The organism is Mammaliicoccus fleurettii (assembly GCF_003970575.1).
GTDB lineage: Bacteria > Bacillota > Bacilli > Staphylococcales > Staphylococcaceae > Mammaliicoccus > Mammaliicoccus fleurettii.
In genome coordinates this window covers 22,887-41,988 of sequence record NZ_RXWZ01000024.1, presented here as the reverse complement: position 1 = coordinate 41,988, position 19,102 = coordinate 22,887, and the positions used below count along the sequence as shown (strand labels likewise).

Sequence of the window (19,102 nt, the reverse complement as noted above, 5' to 3'; positions counted from 1 at the left end):
ATATTAATGGTTAAATTTTACTTAAATCATGATTTATAATTTTTATCATATATAATAATAAAAATGAATGGTTAAAGTGTAAAAAGGACTAAATCTGATAAATGTGATAAGATATAATTATCTTAAAAATCCTTTGTTGTTCACGTTTTGGAGGTATATTTAATTTATTATATGAATATTATAAAAACGATAAATTTACATTTGTATAATTTAATTTAATTTCAATTACTAACTTTTTTTAAGTTTCAAAGGTCTTCGCATTCACAAATCAACAGAAATTATATATAATGTAATATGAAAGCCATTACATATATGGGCAATTATTTAGTAAGGGGGATATTATTATGGCACAAGTAGCAAAAGGTTTAGAAGGTATCATTGCTTCTGAAACTGAAATTAGTTCAATTATAGATAATCAATTAACTTACGCAGGTTATGAAATAGATGATCTAACTGAAAATGCATTATTTGAAGAGGTAATGTTTTTACTTTGGAATTTAAGATTACCTAATAAAGCAGAATTAGAAGAATTAAATGGGAAGTTATTTGATTATATGACTTTAAATCCAAGAATGTATAGTCACTTTGAAGATTATGCAACGGATAAAATACACCCAATGACAGGGTTACGTACATCGTTATCTTATCTTGCTCATTTTGATCCTAAAGCAGAAGTATTCGACGAAGAATCTAATTATGAACGTGCAATTAGAATCCAAGCGAAAATAGCTTCATTAGTAGCTTCATTTTCACGTGTGAGACAAGGTAAGCAAGTTGTTAAACCTAAAAAAGAATTAACATATGCAGCAAACTTCTTATATATGTTAAGAGGAGAAATTCCAACTGATGTTGAAGTTGAAGGTTTCAATAAAGCTTTAATTTTACATGCAGACCATGAATTTAATGCATCTACATTTACAGCGAGAGTTGCAGTTTCAACTTTATCTGATATGTATTCAGGTGTAACTGCAGCAGCTGGAGCTCTTAAAGGACCATTACATGGTGGCGCTAACGAGCAAGTTATGAAAATGTTAACTGAAATTGGTACAGTCGATAAAACAGACGATTATATTAAAGAAAAAATAGCAAATAAAGAAAAAATCATGGGCTTTGGACATAGAGTATACAAAAATGGTGATCCAAGAGCTAAATATTTAAAAGAAATGAGTCGTCGTATAACAGATGAATCAGGTCAAAAAGAATTATTTGAAATTTCATTACGCATTGCTGAAATAATGAAAGAAGAAAAAGGATTATTACCTAATGTAGATTTCTATAGTGCTACTGTATATCATAGTATGGGTATTGATCATGACTTATTTACACCAATTTTCGCAGTTAGTCGTATGTCAGGTTGGACAGCTCATATTCTTGAACAATATAGAACAAATAGAATAATGAGACCAAGAGCTGAATACACTGGCGCGCGTGATCGTAAATACGAAGCGATTGAAAAACGATAATATAGTTAATATAATATAAATAACACAAATTAGATGGAGGAATAATATAATGACAGCAGAAAAAATCACAACAAATCAAGGCGTATTAAATGTTCCAAATAACCCGGTCGTACCATTTATTATCGGAGACGGAATTGGTCCAGATATTTGGAATGCAGCAAGTAGAGTATTAGATGCTGCAGTAGAAAAAGCATATAATGGTGAGAAGAAAATCGAATGGAAAGAAGTTTTAGCTGGTCAAAAAGCATTCGATGAAACTGGCGAATGGTTACCTGAAGCGACTTTAGATACAATTAGAGAATATTTAATCGCAATTAAAGGACCATTAACAACTCCAATTGGTGGAGGTATTCGTTCACTAAACGTTGCTTTACGTCAAGAGTTAGATTTATTCACTTGTCTACGTCCTGTACGTTGGTTTAAAGGTGTTCCTTCACCAGTTAAACGTCCAGAAGATACAGATATGGTTATCTTCCGTGAAAATACAGAAGATATTTATGCTGGTATTGAATTCCAAGAAGGCACAGATGATGTTAAAAAAGTAGTAGACTTCTTACAAAATGAAATGGGTGCTAAAAACATTAGATTCCCAGAAACTTCAGGTATAGGTATCAAACCAGTTTCAAAAGAAGGAACTGAAAGACTAGTAAGAGCAGCTATTAACTATGCATTCGATAACAATCGTAGAAATGTTACTTTAGTACATAAAGGTAACATTATGAAATTCACTGAAGGTGCATTCAAAAAATGGGGTTACGATCTAGCAGAACGTGAATTCGGTGATAGAGTATTTACTTGGCAACAATATGATAAAATTGTTGAAGAACAAGGTAAAGATGCAGCAAACAAAGCACAATCAAATGCTGAAGCAGAAGGTAAGTTAATTGTTAAAGATTCAATTGCTGATATCTTCTTGCAACAAATCTTAACTCGCCCAGCTGAATTTGATGTTGTAGCGACTATGAACTTAAATGGTGACTACATTTCAGATGCATTAGCAGCTCAAGTTGGTGGTATTGGAATTGCTCCAGGAGCGAATATTAACTATGAAACTGGACATGCAATATTTGAAGCTACTCACGGTACAGCTCCAAAATACGCTGGTTTAGACAAAGTAAACCCTTCATCAGTTTTACTTAGTGGTGTATTAATGTTAGAACATTTAGGATGGCAAGAAGCTGCAGATAAAGTAACTCAATCTGTAGAAGCAACAATTGCTTCTAAAGTAGTAACATATGACTTTGCTCGTTTAATGGATGGCGCGACTGAAGTTAAATCTTCAGAATTTGCTGATGAATTAATTAAAAATTTACCATAAATAAAGTATTAATTGAGGAAGGTTATTTATAACCTTCCTTTTATTTATAAGGAGATGAATATTATGGCAAGGAAGAAGATATCAATAATTGGTGCAGGATTTACTGGTGCAACTGCTGCTTTCATTGCAGCTCAAAAGGAATTAGGTGACATTGTTTTGGTGGATATGCCACAGTCAGAAAATCCTACTAAAGGAAAAGCACTCGATATAGCAGAAAGTGCTCCAGTATTATCTTTTGATTCAAAAGTAATAGGTACTTCAAACTATGAAGATACTAAAGACTCAGATGTTGTTATTATTACGGCTGGTATTGCGAGAAAGCCAGGTATGTCACGTGACGATTTAGTTCAAACAAATCAAAATGTAATGAAATCAGTAACAGAACAAATCGTTAAATATTCACCTAATACAGTTATTATAGTGTTAACAAATCCTGTTGATGCAATGACTTATACAGTTTATAAAGAATCAGGTTTACCAAAAGAAAGAGTAATCGGTCAGTCTGGTGTCCTTGATACTGCAAGATTTAGAACATTTATCGCAGATGCTTTAGATTTATCTGTAAAAGACGTTACAGGATTCGTATTAGGTGGTCATGGTGATACAATGGTACCTTTAATTAGATATTCTACAGCTGGTGGTGTACCATTAGAAAATTTATTATCACAAGATAAAATTAATGAGATTGTAGATAGAACTAGAAAAGGTGGAGCTGAAATCGTTAACCTATTAGGGAATGGTTCTGCTTATTATGCACCTGGTGCAGCTTTAATAGAAATGACTGAAGCAATCTTGAAAGATCAAAAAAGAGTATTGCCTTCAATTGCATATTTAGAAGGCGAATATGGATATAATGATATATATTTAGGTGTGCCTACTGTATTAGGTAAAAATGGAATAGAAAGCGTCCTTGAATTAGACTTAACTGATGAAGAAAAAGAACTATTAGATGAATCTGCTGAATCAGTTAAAGTTGTTAGAGATATTTTACAATAAAATAATAGGAATAAGGCTGATTCGGTAAAGAATCAGCCTTAATGTTTAGAAAGTGTTAACTTTTTGTAAAGTTCTCTAAATATGCATTATTTTTTTAATAATTTAAGTTATAATTATATTAAATCGCTTAAGGAGGACCTTGCATGTCACAAAAAGTATTGGTTGTAGACGATGAACAATCTATCGTTACATTGCTGAAATATAATATAGAACAAGCTGGATACCAAGTAATCGTAGCTTACGATGGTGTTCAAGCATTAGAAATGGTTAACGAAGAAAAGCCTGATTTATTAGTATTAGATGTAATGTTACCTGAAAAAGATGGAATTGAAGTATGTAAAACGATTCGTTCTGACAAAAATCAAGTTCCAATTTTAATGCTTACTGCCAAGGATGACGAATTTGATAGAGTATTAGGTCTAGAATTAGGTGCAGATGATTATATGACGAAGCCATTTTCACCCCGTGAAGTGGTAGCTCGTGTTAAAGCAATTTTACGACGTGTCGGTCAAGTTGAAACTCAAAACTCAGATGACGATGAAGATATTATTTTAGGTTCTATTAGAATCAGACCTGACTTTTTCGAAGTTTATAGAAATGACGAATTATTAGAATTAACACCTAAAGAATTTGAACTATTACTTTATTTAATTGAAAGACAAGGACGAGTTATAACACGTGAACATATGTTAAATTCAGTATGGAATTATGAATTTGCTGGCGACTCTAGAATAGTTGATGTACATATTAGCCATTTGAGGGATAAACTTGAAGAGAATCCTAAGCAACCTCAATTTATTAAAACAGTTAGGGGTTTAGGCTATAAGTTAGAAAGACCAAAGAACAATGATTAAATTTTATAATAAGTTATTAATTATACTTACAACGGTCACTGTTGTAAGTTTTCTTATATTAGGGTTTTTCCTTCATAATTCTAGTTATGATTTAATTTCTAAACAACAGCAAAAATTATTAAAAACAGAATCTCAAAAAATATATAACATCGCTAAAAAAGAACCACAAAAAATTAACGAAATACTTGATGTGTTTGAGCAAGATATTTATCTAGAAAAAAATGGTAAAGTAATCTATAACTCAACAGAAAATAATACAAAACTATTTAAAAAAGAAAAGAAGAAAGCAATTTCAGATGCAAAATCTTTTGATGAATATTTCTCAGTTGACAAAATTGATTCTGAAATTTTATATGCTAAAAAATACAATGACTATACTATAGCTATAGCTAAGCAAACGGATACTATATCTATTATTCAAAAAGATATATGGAAGTATTTATTACTCGTTCTATGCTTTATGTTACCGCTTATATATTTTGTAGTTAGATATATTAATACTTCTTATATACATCCAATAAAAGAAGTAACTTATGCTACAAAATTATTAGCTTCAGGAAAATATCGTGTTAGAGTTCCAGAAAGTAATGTTAAAGAAACGAAAGAGTTATTTATTAATACAAATGAGCTTGCTAGAACTTTAGATGATTTAAATAATGAGCAAAAATTACAAAGAAATAGATTAGAGACTACATTAGAAAATATACCTAGTGCAACATTGATGGTAGATAGAGATGGTGTTATCGTTATTGCGAATAAAACATATCATGATTTATTTGACCGTGTTGGTAATGCAGAAGGTCAATTATTTAAAGATGTAATGCCAAACGCTGAAATCTCTCAAATGATGATTGAATCATTAAAGTTAGAAGAACCGGTGTTTGAACAAGTTGAAATAACTATTAATAATGTTCATAATAAATTTTTTGAAGTATCAGTTATACCTGTGTTATCTAGAAGAAAGCGTAACTTATTAGGTTTGGTTGTCGTTATGCATGATATAACAAAATTAAAAAAATTAGAACATATGCGAAAAGATTTTGTTGCCAATGTATCTCATGAGTTACGTACACCAATAACATCTATAAAAGGTTTTGCAGAAACATTGTTAGATGGTGCTAAAAATGATCCAGAATCATTAGATATGTTCTTAAATATTATTCTTGAGGAGTCTAATAGAATTCAGTCGTTAGTTCAAGATTTACTTGATTTATCAAAAATTGAACAAAATGATGAAATTCCTAAAGAGCAAATATCTCTCACTGAAATAGGAGAACATACAATAAATACAGTTGCCAATGTTGCTATGAAGAAAGACATAGAAATAATAAACAAAATAGACGAAAATGTTATTTCATTTGGAGATAAAGATAAAATCACTCAAGTTTTGATTAATTTAATAACAAATGCAATTAGTTATTCACCAAAATCTAGTCATATTGTTCTTACAATCAAAAATGATGGAGATGGCCAAGTCATTTCAGTTAAAGACAATGGTATTGGTATATCAGTAGATGAACAAAGACGAATATTTGAAAGATTTTATAGAGTGGATAAAGCAAGAAGTAGAGATTCAGGTGGAACAGGATTAGGATTATCAATTACAAAACATATCATTGAAGCACATAATGGACAAATTAAAGTAGAATCAGAAGTCGGTAAAGGTTCTGATTTTATTGTGAAGCTATTTAATAAATAATCTTTATAGAATCTTTACAATTTATTCATGCTGAATTAATTATTGATAGATAGAATAAATATAGACCCCTTCATTTTGATGATTGAGCGAAATACATATGTATTTCGCTTTTTTTTATTTTATGCGAAACAATCTGATTATAGTGTGAGGTATGATAAAATAAAATCAATATAATAATGGAGGTATCCTACATTGGAAAAATTGGTACTGATTGATGGTAATAGTTTATCATTTAGAGCGTTTTTTGCATTGCCTTTATTAACTAATAAAGCTGGTGTTTATACTAATGCAATATATGGTTTTACAATGATTTTAGATAAAATTATAAAAGAAGAAGAACCTACACACTTTATGGTTGCATTTGATGCAGGGAAGACTACGTTTAGAAATAAAATGTACAGTGAATACAAGGGTGGACGAGAGAAGACGCCAGATGAACTAAGAAGCCAATTACAATATATACGCCAGTTAGTAGAAAGCTATCATATTAAACATTATGAATTAGAAAATTATGAAGCAGATGACATTATCGGTACACTATCAAAACAAGCTGATGAAAAAAATTTAAAGACAATCATTATTACGGGTGATCGTGACTTAACACAATTAGCTAGTGAAAACGTAACGATTTATTATACAAAAAAAGGTGTAACTGATATTGATCATTATACTCCTGAATTTATTTCAGAAAAATATGATGGACTAGAACCAAAGCAGATTATAGAAATGAAAGGACTTATGGGTGATAAGTCTGATAACATTCCTGGTGTGCCGGGAATTGGCGAGAAAACTGCGATTAAATTGTTGAAACAATATGATACTGTTGATGGCGTTTATAATAATATAGATGAATTAAAACAATCTAAAATGAAAGAAAAACTTATAGATAATGAAGATAATGCAAAGCTTAGTAAAGAACTTGCAACAATCAATAGAGATAGTCCAATTGAAGTAACGATAGATGATTTGAAGTTAACGGATAATGGTGATGAGGAAAAAATTAAATTATTCAAAACTTTAGAATTCAAACAGTTACTTGATCAAATGGATGCGAGTACTGAAGTATCAGACGATCGCATCATAGAATATCAAGATCATTTAAAAGATTTTGATTTTGCAAATATTAAAGAAGCAGCTATACATTTTGAAACAAACGAAAACAATTATTTAAAGGCTGATATTCTTGGATTTGCAATTCATGCCAATGATAAAACGTATGTCATTTCACTTGAAGAACTCGAACAAAATAAAGACTTACACGCTTGGTTAGAAAATGGGAATGTGAAATTCTCAGCATATGATTCTAAAAAGACAATTATTTTATGTGAAAGATTAGGTATTAAAGTTGAAAATATTCAATTTGATACAATGCTCGCTAGTTATATATTGGATCCATCTAGAACAATCGATGATGTGTACTCAGTTGTTTCTGAGTTTGGCATTTATTATGTACCAAATGATGAAAGTATATATGGTAAAGGTAAAAAGCTACATGTTCCTGAACGTGAAGTACTTTTTGAATGTATTGCTAAAAAAGTAACTGCAATATTTGAGACAAAAGAAAAAATGGTCGAGCTACTGAAAGAAAGAGCGCAACTTAGTCTACATGATGATTTAGAGTTACCATTAGCAAGAGTATTAGCTGAAATGGAATATATCGGTATAACTGTAGATAAAGATACATTAGTTGAAATGCAAGAAGATTTAAAAGTTCGTATCGATAAATTGATTGAACAGATTCACAATCATGCTGGAAGTGAATTTAATATAAATTCACCTAAACAGCTAGGTGTAGTTTTATTTGAAGATTTAAAATTACCTATTATTAAAAAAACAAAAACAGGCTATTCTACAGCAGTTGATGTATTAGAACAATTGAGAAATGAACATCCAATTATTGAAGATATTTTAGTTTATAGACAACTTGCTAAATTACAATCGACTTACATTGAAGGCTTACAAAAAATGATAACTTCAGAAGGTAAGATTCATACTAGATTTAATCAAACCTTGGCTCAAACTGGTAGATTAAGCTCAATAGAACCTAACTTACAAAATATACCGATACGGTTAGAAGAAGGTAGAAAAATCAGAAAAGCATTTCGTCCAAGTAAAGAAAATCACGTTATTTTTGCTGCTGACTATTCACAAATCGAGTTGCGAGTGTTGGCTGATATAACAGGTGACGAACATATGAAAGAAGCTTTTACTGCTAATGAAGATATCCATACAACTACTGCGATGAGAGTGTTTAACGTAGAAAAAGAGGAAGTAACCTCAAATATGAGAAGACAAGCAAAAGCAGTAAACTTTGGAATTGTATATGGTATAAGTGATTATGGACTTAGCCAAAGTTTAGGTATAACAAGAAAAGCTGCTAAAAAATTCATAGATGATTATTTAGATAGTTTCCCTAAAGTAAAAGAATATATGGATACTATCGTTCAAGATGCTAAGCAAAAAGGTTACGTGGAAACATTGCTTCATAGACGTAGATACACACCTGATATTACGAATAGAAACTTTAATTTAAGAAGTTTTGCAGAAAGAACTGCAATGAACACACCAATTCAAGGTAGCGCAGCTGACATTATAAAATTAGCAATGGTTCAATTTTCTAATAAAATGAAAGAAAAAGAATTTAAAGCTAAATTGTTATTACAAGTACACGATGAATTGATTTTTGAAGTTCCGAAAGACGAATTAGAAACATTTAAACCATTCGTTGAAGATATCATGGATAATGCACTCGAGTTATCAGTGCCATTAAGTGTAGAATCAAGTTATGGAGAAACATGGTACGATGCAAAATAAGTAATAGAAAGAAGATTGAATATGCCAGAATTACCAGAAGTTGAAAGTGTTAAAAGAGTGATTACACCTAGAATACTAGGTGCAACTATTCAAAATGTATCTTTTTCAGATAAAGTGAAAATTGGAAAAGAAGTTGGGAAAGAAACAATTATAAAAGGAACAACTTTAGAATTGTTTAAGGAACGAACAGAACAATTTAAAATCGTAAATGTATATAGAAGAAGTAAATATATTTTTATGGAAATTGAAAAAGAATCAGAAAGTAAAATCATTATGTGTCATTTTGGAATGACTGGCGCATTTTTTACTGTTCCTGAGCTATCTAATATAGAAATAGAAAATCATAGAAAGCATTGGCATGTGATTTTTGCATTAGATAATGGATTGAAACTTATTTATACAGACATTCGTAGATTTGGTGAATTGAGAGCGTTAGATGAGTTGAATGAGTATCCCTCTGTACTGAAAATAGCACCTGAACCATTTGTAAAAGAAGCTTATGAACATTATCTGGAAAAAATTATGTCAAAGAAATTTATTAATAAACCAATAAAAGTTGCTATATTGGATCATACTGTTATATCAGGTTGTGGGAATATATACGCTTGTGAAGCTTTATTAAGAGCAGGCGTTTTACCTACGAGAATTATAAAAGATTTAACAGTAAATGAGAGAGAGAAAGTGTTTAAAGAAGTGGTTAACGTCCTGCAAGAAGGAATAGATAATGGTGGATCGAGTATATCAGACTATTATAATGCAGACGGTGAAAAAGGAACGATGCAAGAGAAACATTTAATATATGGTAAAAAAGTATGTGGTCAATGTGGTGGACCAGTACTCCAGAAAGTTATAGCGACAAGAAATACACATTATTGTCCAAATTGTCAAAAGTAGGTGAAAAAATGCCGAAAGTCATAGGCTTAACAGGAGGCATTGCAACGGGTAAATCAACCGTTTCAAAGATGTTAAAAGAACGTGGATTTTATATTGTTGATGCTGATGTTGCAAGTCGAAAAGCTGTTGAAACAGGTAGTAAAGGGCTTCGACAAGTAGAAGAAGTATTTGGTAAAAAAGCAATATTAAATGGTGAAATGAATAGACTGTATGTAGGATCAATCGTTTTTAAAGACGAAGACATGAGGAAAAAACTTAATAACATTGTTCACCCTATTGTTAGAGAAATTATGGAAGAAGAAAAACAGTTAGGGTTAAAAAAAGATAAAAATGTCATTATGGATATACCATTATTATTTGAGAACAATCTTCAAGATACAGTAGATGAAACATGGTTGGTTTATACTACAAAGGAAACACAAATAGTTCGTTTGAAACAGCGTAATCAATTAACTGATGAAGAAGCATTATCAAGAATCAAATCACAAATGCCTATTGAAGAAAAAAAAGAAATGGCAGATGTTATTATAGACAATAATGGATCATTAGTAGATTTAACTCAAAATATAGAAACATTACTCACAAACAACTTTAATATATAGGTCGTTAAAGTAATAATTCTTATAAAATATATATAACACTCTCAGCCTGTTTGGAATTAATGGACTGAGAGTGTTTTTTTGATACATTAGCATTTTTATTGCTTATTTTTATTTACATTAAACTAATGATAAATTTTTAAAAAACATATTAGAAAACGTTTTCAATAAACTTTTAATGTGATATACTAATTGCAATAAATAGTATATCACATTAAAAGGGGTTCTCGACTATGACGAAAAATATTGCAATTAATGGTTTAGGAAGAATTGGAAGAATGGTATTGAGAGGTTCACTTAAATCTGATCTTTTAAACATTGTAGCTATCAATGCTTCTTATCCACCAGAAACAATTGCACATTTAATTAAATATGATTCAACGCACGGTAAATTAGATGGAGAAATTGAAGCGGTTGAAGATGGTATTGTTATAGATGGTCATAAAATACTACTAGTTTCTGAAAGAGATCCTAAATTATTGCCATGGGGAACTTTAGATATCGATATCGTTATCGAAGCAACTGGTAAATTCAATCATGGAGATAAAGCAATTTCTCATATTGATGCTGGTGCTAAAAAAGTTATATTAACTGGACCTTCTAAAGGTGGTCAAGTTCAAACTATCGTAAGAGGTGTGAATGATAATGAGATTGATTTGAATAAGTATGACATATTATCTAACGCATCTTGTACAACAAATTGTTTAAGTCCTGTTGCTAAAGTACTTAATGATACTTTTGGCATTGAAAATGGATTAATGACAACTGTTCATGCTTTTACTAATGATCAAAAAAATCTAGATAATCCGCATAAAGATTTAAGAAGAGCTCGTTCTTGTACTGATAGTATTATCCCAACTTCAACAGGCGCTGCTAAAGCTTTAGCACTCGTACTTCCTGAACTTGAAGGTAAGATGCACGGTATGGCTTTGAGAGTTCCAACTTCCAATGTATCTCTTGTTGATTTAGTAGTAGATTTAAAGACAGATGTGACAGTTGAACAGGTTAACGATGCATTACGTCAAGCAAGTAATGGTCCATTGAAAGGTATTATGGATGTAAATGATGAACCGCTTGTATCTATAGACTTTAATACAGATCCTCATTCGGCAATTGTTGACGAGCAATCTACAATGGTAATCGATTCAAATAAAGTTAAAGTATTAGCTTGGTACGACAATGAGTGGGGCTATTCAATGAGAGTTGTAGAATTAGCTGAACAAGTTGCAAATATTTTATCAGAAGTTAGAGAACAAAAAATTTCATAATTAATATAATTTACGAGAAGAACGTAATGTGGTAAAACTAATTCCACATTACGTTCTTTTTATTAAAATAATTTCTTTTAAGTGATAAATGTATTATTGTATACCCTATGTAAAATAGTGAGCGTTTAAAAATATACGAAACTACTGTATAATTTATGTATGAAATTAAATGTATATAAGAGGTGAAACGAATGAGATGTCCAAACTGTAAATACGAAAATTCTAAAGTAGTAGACTCTAGACATGTTGATGATTTAGTTGCAATTAGACGAAGAAGAGAATGTGAATCATGTGGCTTTCGTTTCACAACTTTCGAGAGGGTAGAACTTACGCCACTAATAGTCGTTAAAAAAGATGGAGCTAGACAAACTTTCAATAGAGATAAAATATTAAATGGATTGGTTCGATCATGTGAGAAAAGACCGGTTGCTTATCAAAAGTTGGAAGATATTACGAATCAAGTAGAAAAAGAATTAAGATCTGAAGGTATTACAGAAGTATCTTCCAATGATATTGGGGAAAAAGTTATGGAACATTTAATGGACGTGGATCAAGTTTCATATGTAAGATTCGCTTCAGTATATAGAGAATTTAAAGATGTCGATCAATTATTAAAATCAATGCAAGGTATATTGAAAGACCGAAAGTAAGGTGAGTATTAATGGCGGAATATTTTAATGGCGTAAAACCAAGTGATGGTTTTTATGTTAAATCAAATTATAATTATACACATGTTCATCAAGATATATTAATCAGCTTATACACGCCATTAATTGGAACAGATGCAATTGGTGTTTATTTATATTTATCACAATTTAACTATCATAATGAAATAGAAGCATATAACCATTACACGATAATGAATGATTTGAAAATTAATTTATCTAGTTTTAGAGATTCACTCGATTTGTTAGAAGGTATTGGTTTATTAAAAACTTTCTTTAAGACTAATCAACAAGAACAAACATTTGTATATATGCTAGAACAACCAGCAACAACAGAACAGTTTTTCAATGACCCATTGTTATCGGTATTTTTATACCAACAAATCGGTAAAGCGAGATATATTTCATTAAAAAATAGATACAAAGATAAAAGTATATCAACAACAGAATATAATGAAGTGACGAAAAGTTTCACTGATGTGTTTAAAATTCCTAAGTTATCAGAATTAGAACATCAAGATGATATTCAAATTAAATTAGACACTAAAAGTAAAGGGCTTGATTTATCGGATGTGCAATTTGATTTTGAAATGTTGGAGTTATTATTGAATAATCATTTGATTTCTAAAGAAATATTGAACAAACAAACTAAAGAAGTCATTATTCAAATAGCAACTTTATATGGCATTACGCCAGTTGAAATGAAATCAATTATTTTAAAATCAATAACAGAAAATCAAACGATTTCTCTACAAGATTTAAGAAAACATGCACGTTCCATATATCAAATTGAGCACGAAGGTGAACTTCCTGCGTTAGAACTAAAACGAGAAAAACCCAAATCTGAACTAAATGATTCACAGCAGGAAGTAGATTCTCTGTTGTCATGGTTTGAATTACTTGATACAACTAGTCCGATTGAGATGTTGTCATCATTTACAAAATCAGAACCTACGACTGCCCAAAAAAGGGTTGTTGAAGATATTATAACAAGAGAGAAATTACCGTTTGGCGTATTGAATATATTGTTACAATATGTAATGTTTACAAAAAACATGCAGTTACCGAAAGCATATATTGAAGAAATTGCTTCAAATTGGAAAAAACTAAAATTAACTTCTGCTGAAGAAGCGTATCATCATATTAAAAAACTTGATAAACAAACTGAAGAAAAGAAAAAAGAGCGCATTAATACATCGAATAACTCATTTAAGTTAAAATCAATTGAAAAAACACCTGAATGGTTGTTGAAACAAAAGTCATCTGAAAAACCAAAAGATGAACAACAGAAAAATAACGAATCGAATGCTGCATTTGAAAAAAGAAAGCAAGAGCTTCAAAAAGAAATGGAAGCTTTTTGGAAAGAAGGTGATCATTAATGGAACCATTAGGTCAACATTTAAAACAAAATAAAGATTTTCAAAAGAGATTGGAAAAGATAAAAAAAGATACACTCACTCATAAAGAAGTTAAAGCATTTTTAGATGAACACCAGTCAGAGTTAACAAATGAAATAATTGAGACTGATCTAGACCAGTTACAAGCTTATAAAGACCAATCTAAATGCTGTGAAAAATGTGCGAGTTATAGTAAATGTATAAATTTTGTAAAAGGGCATGTACCAGAATTATATATTGAAAATGATCACATAAAAACAAGGTATTTACCTTGTCCAAATAAAATTGAATATGACGAACGTAAATTTGAATCAAATCTTGTCACGTCATTCCAAATGCCAGAAGAAACTTTAAAGGCAACAATTAAAGATATATATGTTGATAATGAGTCGAGGATGACTATTATTAAAAAAGCCATGGAAATATGCAATAAAATTGTTGCTGGAGAAGATACAAAAGGTCTTTATATTCATGGTCCTTTTGGTACAGGTAAATCATATATTCTAGGTGCGATATCTAACCAACTTAAATTTAAAAAACAGCCATCTACAATAATTTATTTACCAGAATTTATTAGAGTGTTGAAAAATGGATTTAACGATGGATCCTTTAGTGATAGATTTGAATCAGCTCGTGAAGCAAAAGTATTGATGTTGGATGATATTGGTGCGGAAGAATTAACACCATGGGTAAGAGATGAAATATTAGGACCATTGCTACATTATAGAATGGTTCACAAATTGCCGACATTTTTCAGTTCTAATTTTAACTTTGATGAATTAGAGTTTCATTTAAGTAAGACGAGACAAGGTGCAGAAATTACAAAAGCGAGTCGTATTATGGAAAGAATCAAAACAATAACTGAAGATTACGAGCTAGATGGTAAAAATTATAGAGCTTAAATTTAACTTGATATTTTATAATAGAGTTGTATAATTGAATTATCTTAAATGAATATAAAAATTTAGAGGACATGACGTCTATAAAGCATTTACAGAGAGTCTCATATCGCTGGAATTGAGATAATGCAATATAAATTGTTACTCCCTCATACATGATGTGTTAATCCACATACGGCTCAAGACCGTTATCTTATGTAGAGTTATCGTGCTCAGTTTTTGAGTGCGTTAATGAGGGTGGTACCGCGAGAGATTTCGTCCCTTTGGATGAGGTCTCTTTTTTATGTTCTTTAATAGAAAAAATGAGGAGGAAGTCGTTATGAGTGAAATAAACATTAAATTTCCAGATGGTAATGTGAAAGGGTATGAACAAGGCACTACAACTGAAGAAATTGCTCAATCTATTAGTCCAGGATTAAGAAAAAAAGCAGTTGCCGGTAAATTTAATAATCAACTAGTAGATTTAACAAGACCTTTGGAAAATGATGGGGAGCTAGAAATCGTTACACCAGGTAGTGATGATGCTTTAGAAGTATTAAGACATTCTACAGCACATTTGATGGCTCAAGCATTACAAAGATTATACGGTGATGTAAAGTTTGGTGTTGGTCCTGTTATTGAAGGTGGTTTCTATTATGATGTAGATACTGAACACAAAATTTCTAGTGACGACTTCGAAACTATAGAAAAAGAAATGAAGCAAATCGTAAATGAAAACTTTAAGATTGAACGTAAAGTTGTAACACGCGACGAAGCAAAAGATTTCTTTAAAAATGATGAATATAAATTGGAATTAATAGATGCTATACCTGAAGATGAAAATGTAACTTTATACACTCAAGGTGAATTCACTGATTTATGCCGTGGCGTTCACGTACCATCAACTTCAAAAATTAAAGAGTTCAAACTATTATCAACAGCTGGTGCTTATTGGAGAGGCGATTCAAATAATAAGATGCTTCAACGTATTTATGGCACTGCATTTTTCGATAAGAAAGAATTGAAAGCGTATTTGAAAGTTTTAGAAGAAAGAAAAGAACGTGACCATAGAAAAATTGGTAAAGAGTTAGAATTATTTACTACTAACCAAGATGTTGGAGCAGGACTACCATTATGGTTGCCTAATGGTGCAGTTATTAGACGTGAATTAGAACGTTATATTGTAGATAAAGAAGTAGCAATGGGCTATGACCATGTTTATACTCCAATTATGGCAAACGTTGATTTCTATAAAAAATCTGGTCACTGGGATCATTATCACGAAGACATGTTCCCTACAATGGATCTAGGAAATGAAGAATTAGTTCTTAGACCTATGAACTGTCCACATCATATGATGATTTATAAAAATAGCCGTCATTCATACAGAGAATTACCAATACGTATTGCAGAATTAGGAATGATGCATAGATATGAAGCAAGTGGTGCAGTATCTGGTTTACAACGTGTTAGAGGTATGACTTTAAATGATGCACATATCTTTGTAAGACCTGATCAAATTAAAGAAGAATTTAAACGTGTTGTAAATATGATTCTTGATGTATACGATGACTTTGGATTCGAAGATTATACATTTAGATTAAGTTATCGTGACCCAGAAGATAAAGAAAAGTATTTTGACGATGATGAAATGTGGAATAGAGCACAAACTGTTCTTAAAGAAGTAATTGATGAAATGGAATTACCTTATGAAGAAGCTATAGGGGAAGCGGCCTTTTATGGTCCGAAATTAGACGTACAAGTAAAAACAGCAATGGGTAAAGAAGAAACTTTATCAACAGCTCAACTTGATTTCTTATTACCTCAAAAATTTGATTTAACTTATATCGGTAATGATGGTGAAGAACATCGACCAGTCGTAATTCACAGAGGCGTTATTTCTACTATGGAAAGATTTACTGCATTCTTAATAGAAGAAACAAAAGGTGTATTCCCAATTTGGTTAGCACCGAAACAAGTGGAAATCATTCCTGTAAATATTGATTTACATTATGATTACGCTAGAACAATTCAAGAAGATTTGAAATCTCATGGTGTACGTGTTCATATTGACGATCGAAATGAGAAAATGGGATATAAAATTCGTGAAGCTCAAATGAAAAAAATACCTTATCAGCTCGTTGTTGGTGACAAAGAAATGGAAAATCAAGAAGTGAATGTTCGCCAGTACGGTTCTAAAGATTCTAATACAGTTGAAAAAGATGAATTTATTTGGAGCTTAGTTGATGAAATTAGATTGAAAAAGTAATAATCTATTGAAATTACTCGTTTCATCGGGTATAGTTTTAATAGTGAAATTTAATTAAATATTCCTCAGTAATGAGTTAGAGGTTGCGATGTTCAAAAGTAATTATTCAGAAGCGTAATGGCGCGTATGTTGAAATGATGAAAGGGGACGTTGCCGAAATAAATAGTATCCATAATACTATTTATTGGGCCAGTGTTGAATAAATACTGGACTGTCACACTAAGTGATGTGCTACCAATTTGTATGGAATGATCATATATAGGTCGCATATCTTAATGATATGCGACTTTTTTTAGTGGCTCGATTGTGGAATAAAGAAAGGGAAAAAACAATGGCTCAAGAAAAATCAACGAACAATGTTCAAAGAAAGCTTAAAGATAGACATATTTCTATGATTGCCATTGGAGGTTGTATAGGTACTGGTTTATTTATGACTTCTGGTGGTGCGATTAGAGATGCTGGACCAGGTGGAGCATTATTAGCATATGCTGTCGTAGGATTAATGGTGTTCTTCCTTATGACTTCTTTAGGAGAAATGGCAACATATTTGCCAGTTTCAGGATCTTTTAGTACGTATGCAACACGATTTGTAGATCCTTCATTAGGATTTGCATTAGGATGGAATTATTGGTTCAACTGGGTTATTACTGTTGCTGCTGACATTACAATTGCTTCACAAGTTGTCAGCTATTGGGAACCGTTAGAAATTATTCCATCATGGTTATGGAGTGTCATATTTATGGCCATTATATTTGGTCTGAATTCATTATCTGTACGTGTATATGGAGAAAGTGAATATTGGTTTGCTTTCATTAAAGTAGCTACAGTTATAATCTTTATCGGGATTGGGTTATTAACGATATTCGGATTACTAGGTGGAGAGTATTTAGGATTCGAAAACTTTGTAGCTGGAGATGCACCGTTCCTCGGAGATTCCAATGTTAATACATTCTTGCTAGTTCTAGGTGTGTTCTTAGTAGCAGGATTCTCTTTCCAAGGTACAGAGTTAATAGGTATTACTGCAGGTGAGTCTGAAAATCCAGAACGTGCAGTACCTAAAGCAATTAAACAAGTATTTTGGAGAATAATATTATTCTATGTTTTAGCAATATTTGTAATTGGTATGATTATTCCTTATACTAATCCAAACTTAATGGGTGGCGATGAAATAGCAAAATCACCATTCACATTGGTATTTGAAAATGCTGGTTTAGCATTTGCTGCTTCATTTATGAATGCAGTAATATTAACTTCAGTATTATCAGCAGGTAATTCTGGTATGTATGCATCTGTGAGAATGTTATTCTCTATGAGTAAAGATAAACTTGCTTCGCCAGTATTTTCTAAAACAAATAAATTTGGGGTGCCTTATACAGCACTTATGGCTACTGCAGTAGTTGTCGTTCTAATATTTGCTATAGAGCATTTAAGTGGTGGGGCGTATGAGTATATTATCGCAGCATCAGGTATGACAGGATTTATTGCTTGGCTAGGTATAGCAATCAGTCACTTTAGATTTAGAAGAGCATTTGATCTACAAAATTATGATAAATCAAAATTGAAATATACTGCAAAGCTATTCCCATTTGGTCCGTTATTTGCGTTTGCACTTTGTGCAATTGTAATTGTCGGTCAAGATGTTGACTTCATACAAACTGGTGAGTTTGAACCAAGAAGATTCTTCATCACATATATGGGTATTCCAGTATTTTTAGCATTCTTTATTTTCCATAAAGTGAAATATAAAACAAAAATGATACCACTTAAACAAGTTGATTTAAGTCAAGATATCGATATGAAAGAATTTGAAAATAATATTAAATAAAGATTGACATAAAGGTTTATAATTGGTAAGATTAGTTTTGTTGAATACGAAACGGACCAAGTAGAGGCATACCCGCTTCTCACCTGTAGTGACGCGTAAAGCAGTTAGCAGGTACAATAAACCTTTAATGTTTATGGAGGAGAGCGGGTGCATTGTGCATTCG

The 19,102-nt window shown here is 31.2% G+C and carries 14 protein-coding genes, 1 riboswitch and 1 other annotated feature (1 of these 16 running past the window's edge); all 14 genes read left to right on the top strand.

Annotation, left to right across the window (positions count from 1 at the left end):
- Positions 1-344: 344 nt before the first annotated feature.
- The 14 genes from CD129_RS01525 to CD129_RS01460 all read left to right on the top strand — a co-directional run bounded on the left by CD129_RS01525 (position 345) and on the right by CD129_RS01460 (position 18,939).
- On the top strand, positions 345-1,463 hold the full coding sequence (locus CD129_RS01525; protein WP_078356413.1) for a citrate synthase: 1,119 nt from the start codon (positions 345-347) through the stop codon (positions 1,461-1,463).
- Between the two features lie 49 nt (positions 1,464-1,512).
- Positions 1,513-2,781, top strand: a complete 1,269-nt coding sequence (gene icd / locus CD129_RS01520) for an NADP-dependent isocitrate dehydrogenase (protein WP_078356414.1) — start codon at positions 1,513-1,515, stop codon at positions 2,779-2,781.
- A gap of 63 nt (positions 2,782-2,844) precedes the next feature.
- Positions 2,845-3,777: a malate dehydrogenase gene (mdh, locus tag CD129_RS01515; protein ID WP_078356415.1), complete on the top strand. Its 933-nt coding sequence runs from the start codon at positions 2,845-2,847 to the stop codon at positions 3,775-3,777.
- Positions 3,778-3,920: 143 nt separating this feature from the next.
- Positions 3,921-4,631: a response regulator transcription factor gene (locus CD129_RS01510; protein ID WP_078356416.1), complete on the top strand. Its 711-nt coding sequence runs from the start codon at positions 3,921-3,923 to the stop codon at positions 4,629-4,631.
- The gene (gene pnpS, locus CD129_RS01505; RefSeq protein ID WP_115337349.1) at positions 4,624-6,330 is read left to right on the top strand and encodes a two-component system histidine kinase PnpS; all 1,707 of its coding nucleotides are present in this window, start codon (positions 4,624-4,626) and stop codon (positions 6,328-6,330) included. The genes CD129_RS01510 and pnpS overlap by 8 nt, the downstream gene beginning before the upstream one ends.
- 192 nt (positions 6,331-6,522) lie before the next feature.
- Entirely contained in the window at positions 6,523-9,144 is a 2,622-nt protein-coding gene (gene polA / locus CD129_RS01500) for a DNA polymerase I (RefSeq protein WP_115337350.1), read from the top strand.
- Between the two features lie 21 nt (positions 9,145-9,165).
- A complete protein-coding gene (gene mutM, locus CD129_RS01495; protein ID WP_115337351.1) occupies positions 9,166-10,038 on the top strand; it encodes a DNA-formamidopyrimidine glycosylase in 873 nt (290 codons plus the stop codon).
- Positions 10,039-10,046: 8 nt separating this feature from the next.
- Positions 10,047-10,640 (top strand): dephospho-CoA kinase, encoded by a 594-nt coding sequence (gene coaE / locus CD129_RS01490; RefSeq protein WP_115337352.1) that lies wholly within the window; start codon positions 10,047-10,049, stop codon positions 10,638-10,640.
- Positions 10,641-10,870: 230 nt separating this feature from the next.
- Positions 10,871-11,905, top strand: a complete 1,035-nt coding sequence (locus tag CD129_RS01485) for a glyceraldehyde-3-phosphate dehydrogenase (RefSeq protein ID WP_115337353.1) — start codon at positions 10,871-10,873, stop codon at positions 11,903-11,905.
- A gap of 191 nt (positions 11,906-12,096) precedes the next feature.
- Positions 12,097-12,555, top strand: coding sequence for a transcriptional regulator NrdR (gene nrdR, locus CD129_RS01480; RefSeq protein WP_115337354.1), 459 nt, complete (start codon positions 12,097-12,099; stop codon positions 12,553-12,555).
- Positions 12,556-12,566: 11 nt separating this feature from the next.
- Entirely contained in the window at positions 12,567-13,949 is a 1,383-nt protein-coding gene (locus CD129_RS01475; RefSeq protein ID WP_078356423.1) for a replication initiation and membrane attachment family protein, read from the top strand.
- Positions 13,949-14,869: a primosomal protein DnaI gene (gene dnaI / locus CD129_RS01470; protein ID WP_115337355.1), complete on the top strand. Its 921-nt coding sequence runs from the start codon at positions 13,949-13,951 to the stop codon at positions 14,867-14,869. Before CD129_RS01475 ends, dnaI begins: the two co-directional genes overlap by 1 nt.
- Positions 14,870-15,185: 316 nt before the next feature.
- Entirely contained in the window at positions 15,186-17,114 is a 1,929-nt protein-coding gene (gene thrS, locus CD129_RS01465) for a threonine--tRNA ligase (protein ID WP_115337356.1), read from the top strand.
- A gap of 69 nt (positions 17,115-17,183) precedes the next feature.
- Positions 17,184-17,356: riboswitch (Lysine riboswitch) on the top strand.
- 89 nt (positions 17,357-17,445) lie between these two features.
- Entirely contained in the window at positions 17,446-18,939 is a 1,494-nt protein-coding gene (locus tag CD129_RS01460; protein WP_078356426.1) for an amino acid permease, read from the top strand.
- A 52-nt stretch (positions 18,940-18,991) separates the two neighbouring features.
- Positions 18,992-19,102: a sequence feature (ribosomal protein L20 leader region), on the top strand; it runs 15 nt beyond the window's last position.

What these genes read in the sequence shown, in the direction of transcription:
- thrS (WP_115337356.1), top strand. Translation starts at nt 15,186, where the DNA reads ATGAGTGAAATAAACATTAAATTTCCAGATGGTAATGTGAAAGGGTAT.
- coaE (WP_115337352.1), top strand. Translation starts at nt 10,047, where the DNA reads ATGCCGAAAGTCATAGGCTTAACAGGAGGCATTGCAACGGGTAAATCA.
- CD129_RS01485 (WP_115337353.1), top strand. Translation starts at nt 10,871, where the DNA reads ATGACGAAAAATATTGCAATTAATGGTTTAGGAAGAATTGGAAGAATG.
- nrdR (WP_115337354.1), top strand. Translation starts at nt 12,097, where the DNA reads ATGAGATGTCCAAACTGTAAATACGAAAATTCTAAAGTAGTAGACTCT.
- CD129_RS01510 (WP_078356416.1), top strand. Translation starts at nt 3,921, where the DNA reads ATGTCACAAAAAGTATTGGTTGTAGACGATGAACAATCTATCGTTACA.
- CD129_RS01525 (WP_078356413.1), top strand. Translation starts at nt 345, where the DNA reads ATGGCACAAGTAGCAAAAGGTTTAGAAGGTATCATTGCTTCTGAAACT.
- CD129_RS01475 (WP_078356423.1), top strand. Translation starts at nt 12,567, where the DNA reads ATGGCGGAATATTTTAATGGCGTAAAACCAAGTGATGGTTTTTATGTT.
- mdh (WP_078356415.1), top strand. Translation starts at nt 2,845, where the DNA reads ATGGCAAGGAAGAAGATATCAATAATTGGTGCAGGATTTACTGGTGCA.
- icd (WP_078356414.1), top strand. Translation starts at nt 1,513, where the DNA reads ATGACAGCAGAAAAAATCACAACAAATCAAGGCGTATTAAATGTTCCA.
- mutM (WP_115337351.1), top strand. Translation starts at nt 9,166, where the DNA reads ATGCCAGAATTACCAGAAGTTGAAAGTGTTAAAAGAGTGATTACACCT.
- CD129_RS01460 (WP_078356426.1), top strand. Translation starts at nt 17,446, where the DNA reads ATGGCTCAAGAAAAATCAACGAACAATGTTCAAAGAAAGCTTAAAGAT.
- pnpS (WP_115337349.1), top strand. Translation starts at nt 4,624, where the DNA reads ATGATTAAATTTTATAATAAGTTATTAATTATACTTACAACGGTCACT.
- dnaI (WP_115337355.1), top strand. Translation starts at nt 13,949, where the DNA reads ATGGAACCATTAGGTCAACATTTAAAACAAAATAAAGATTTTCAAAAG.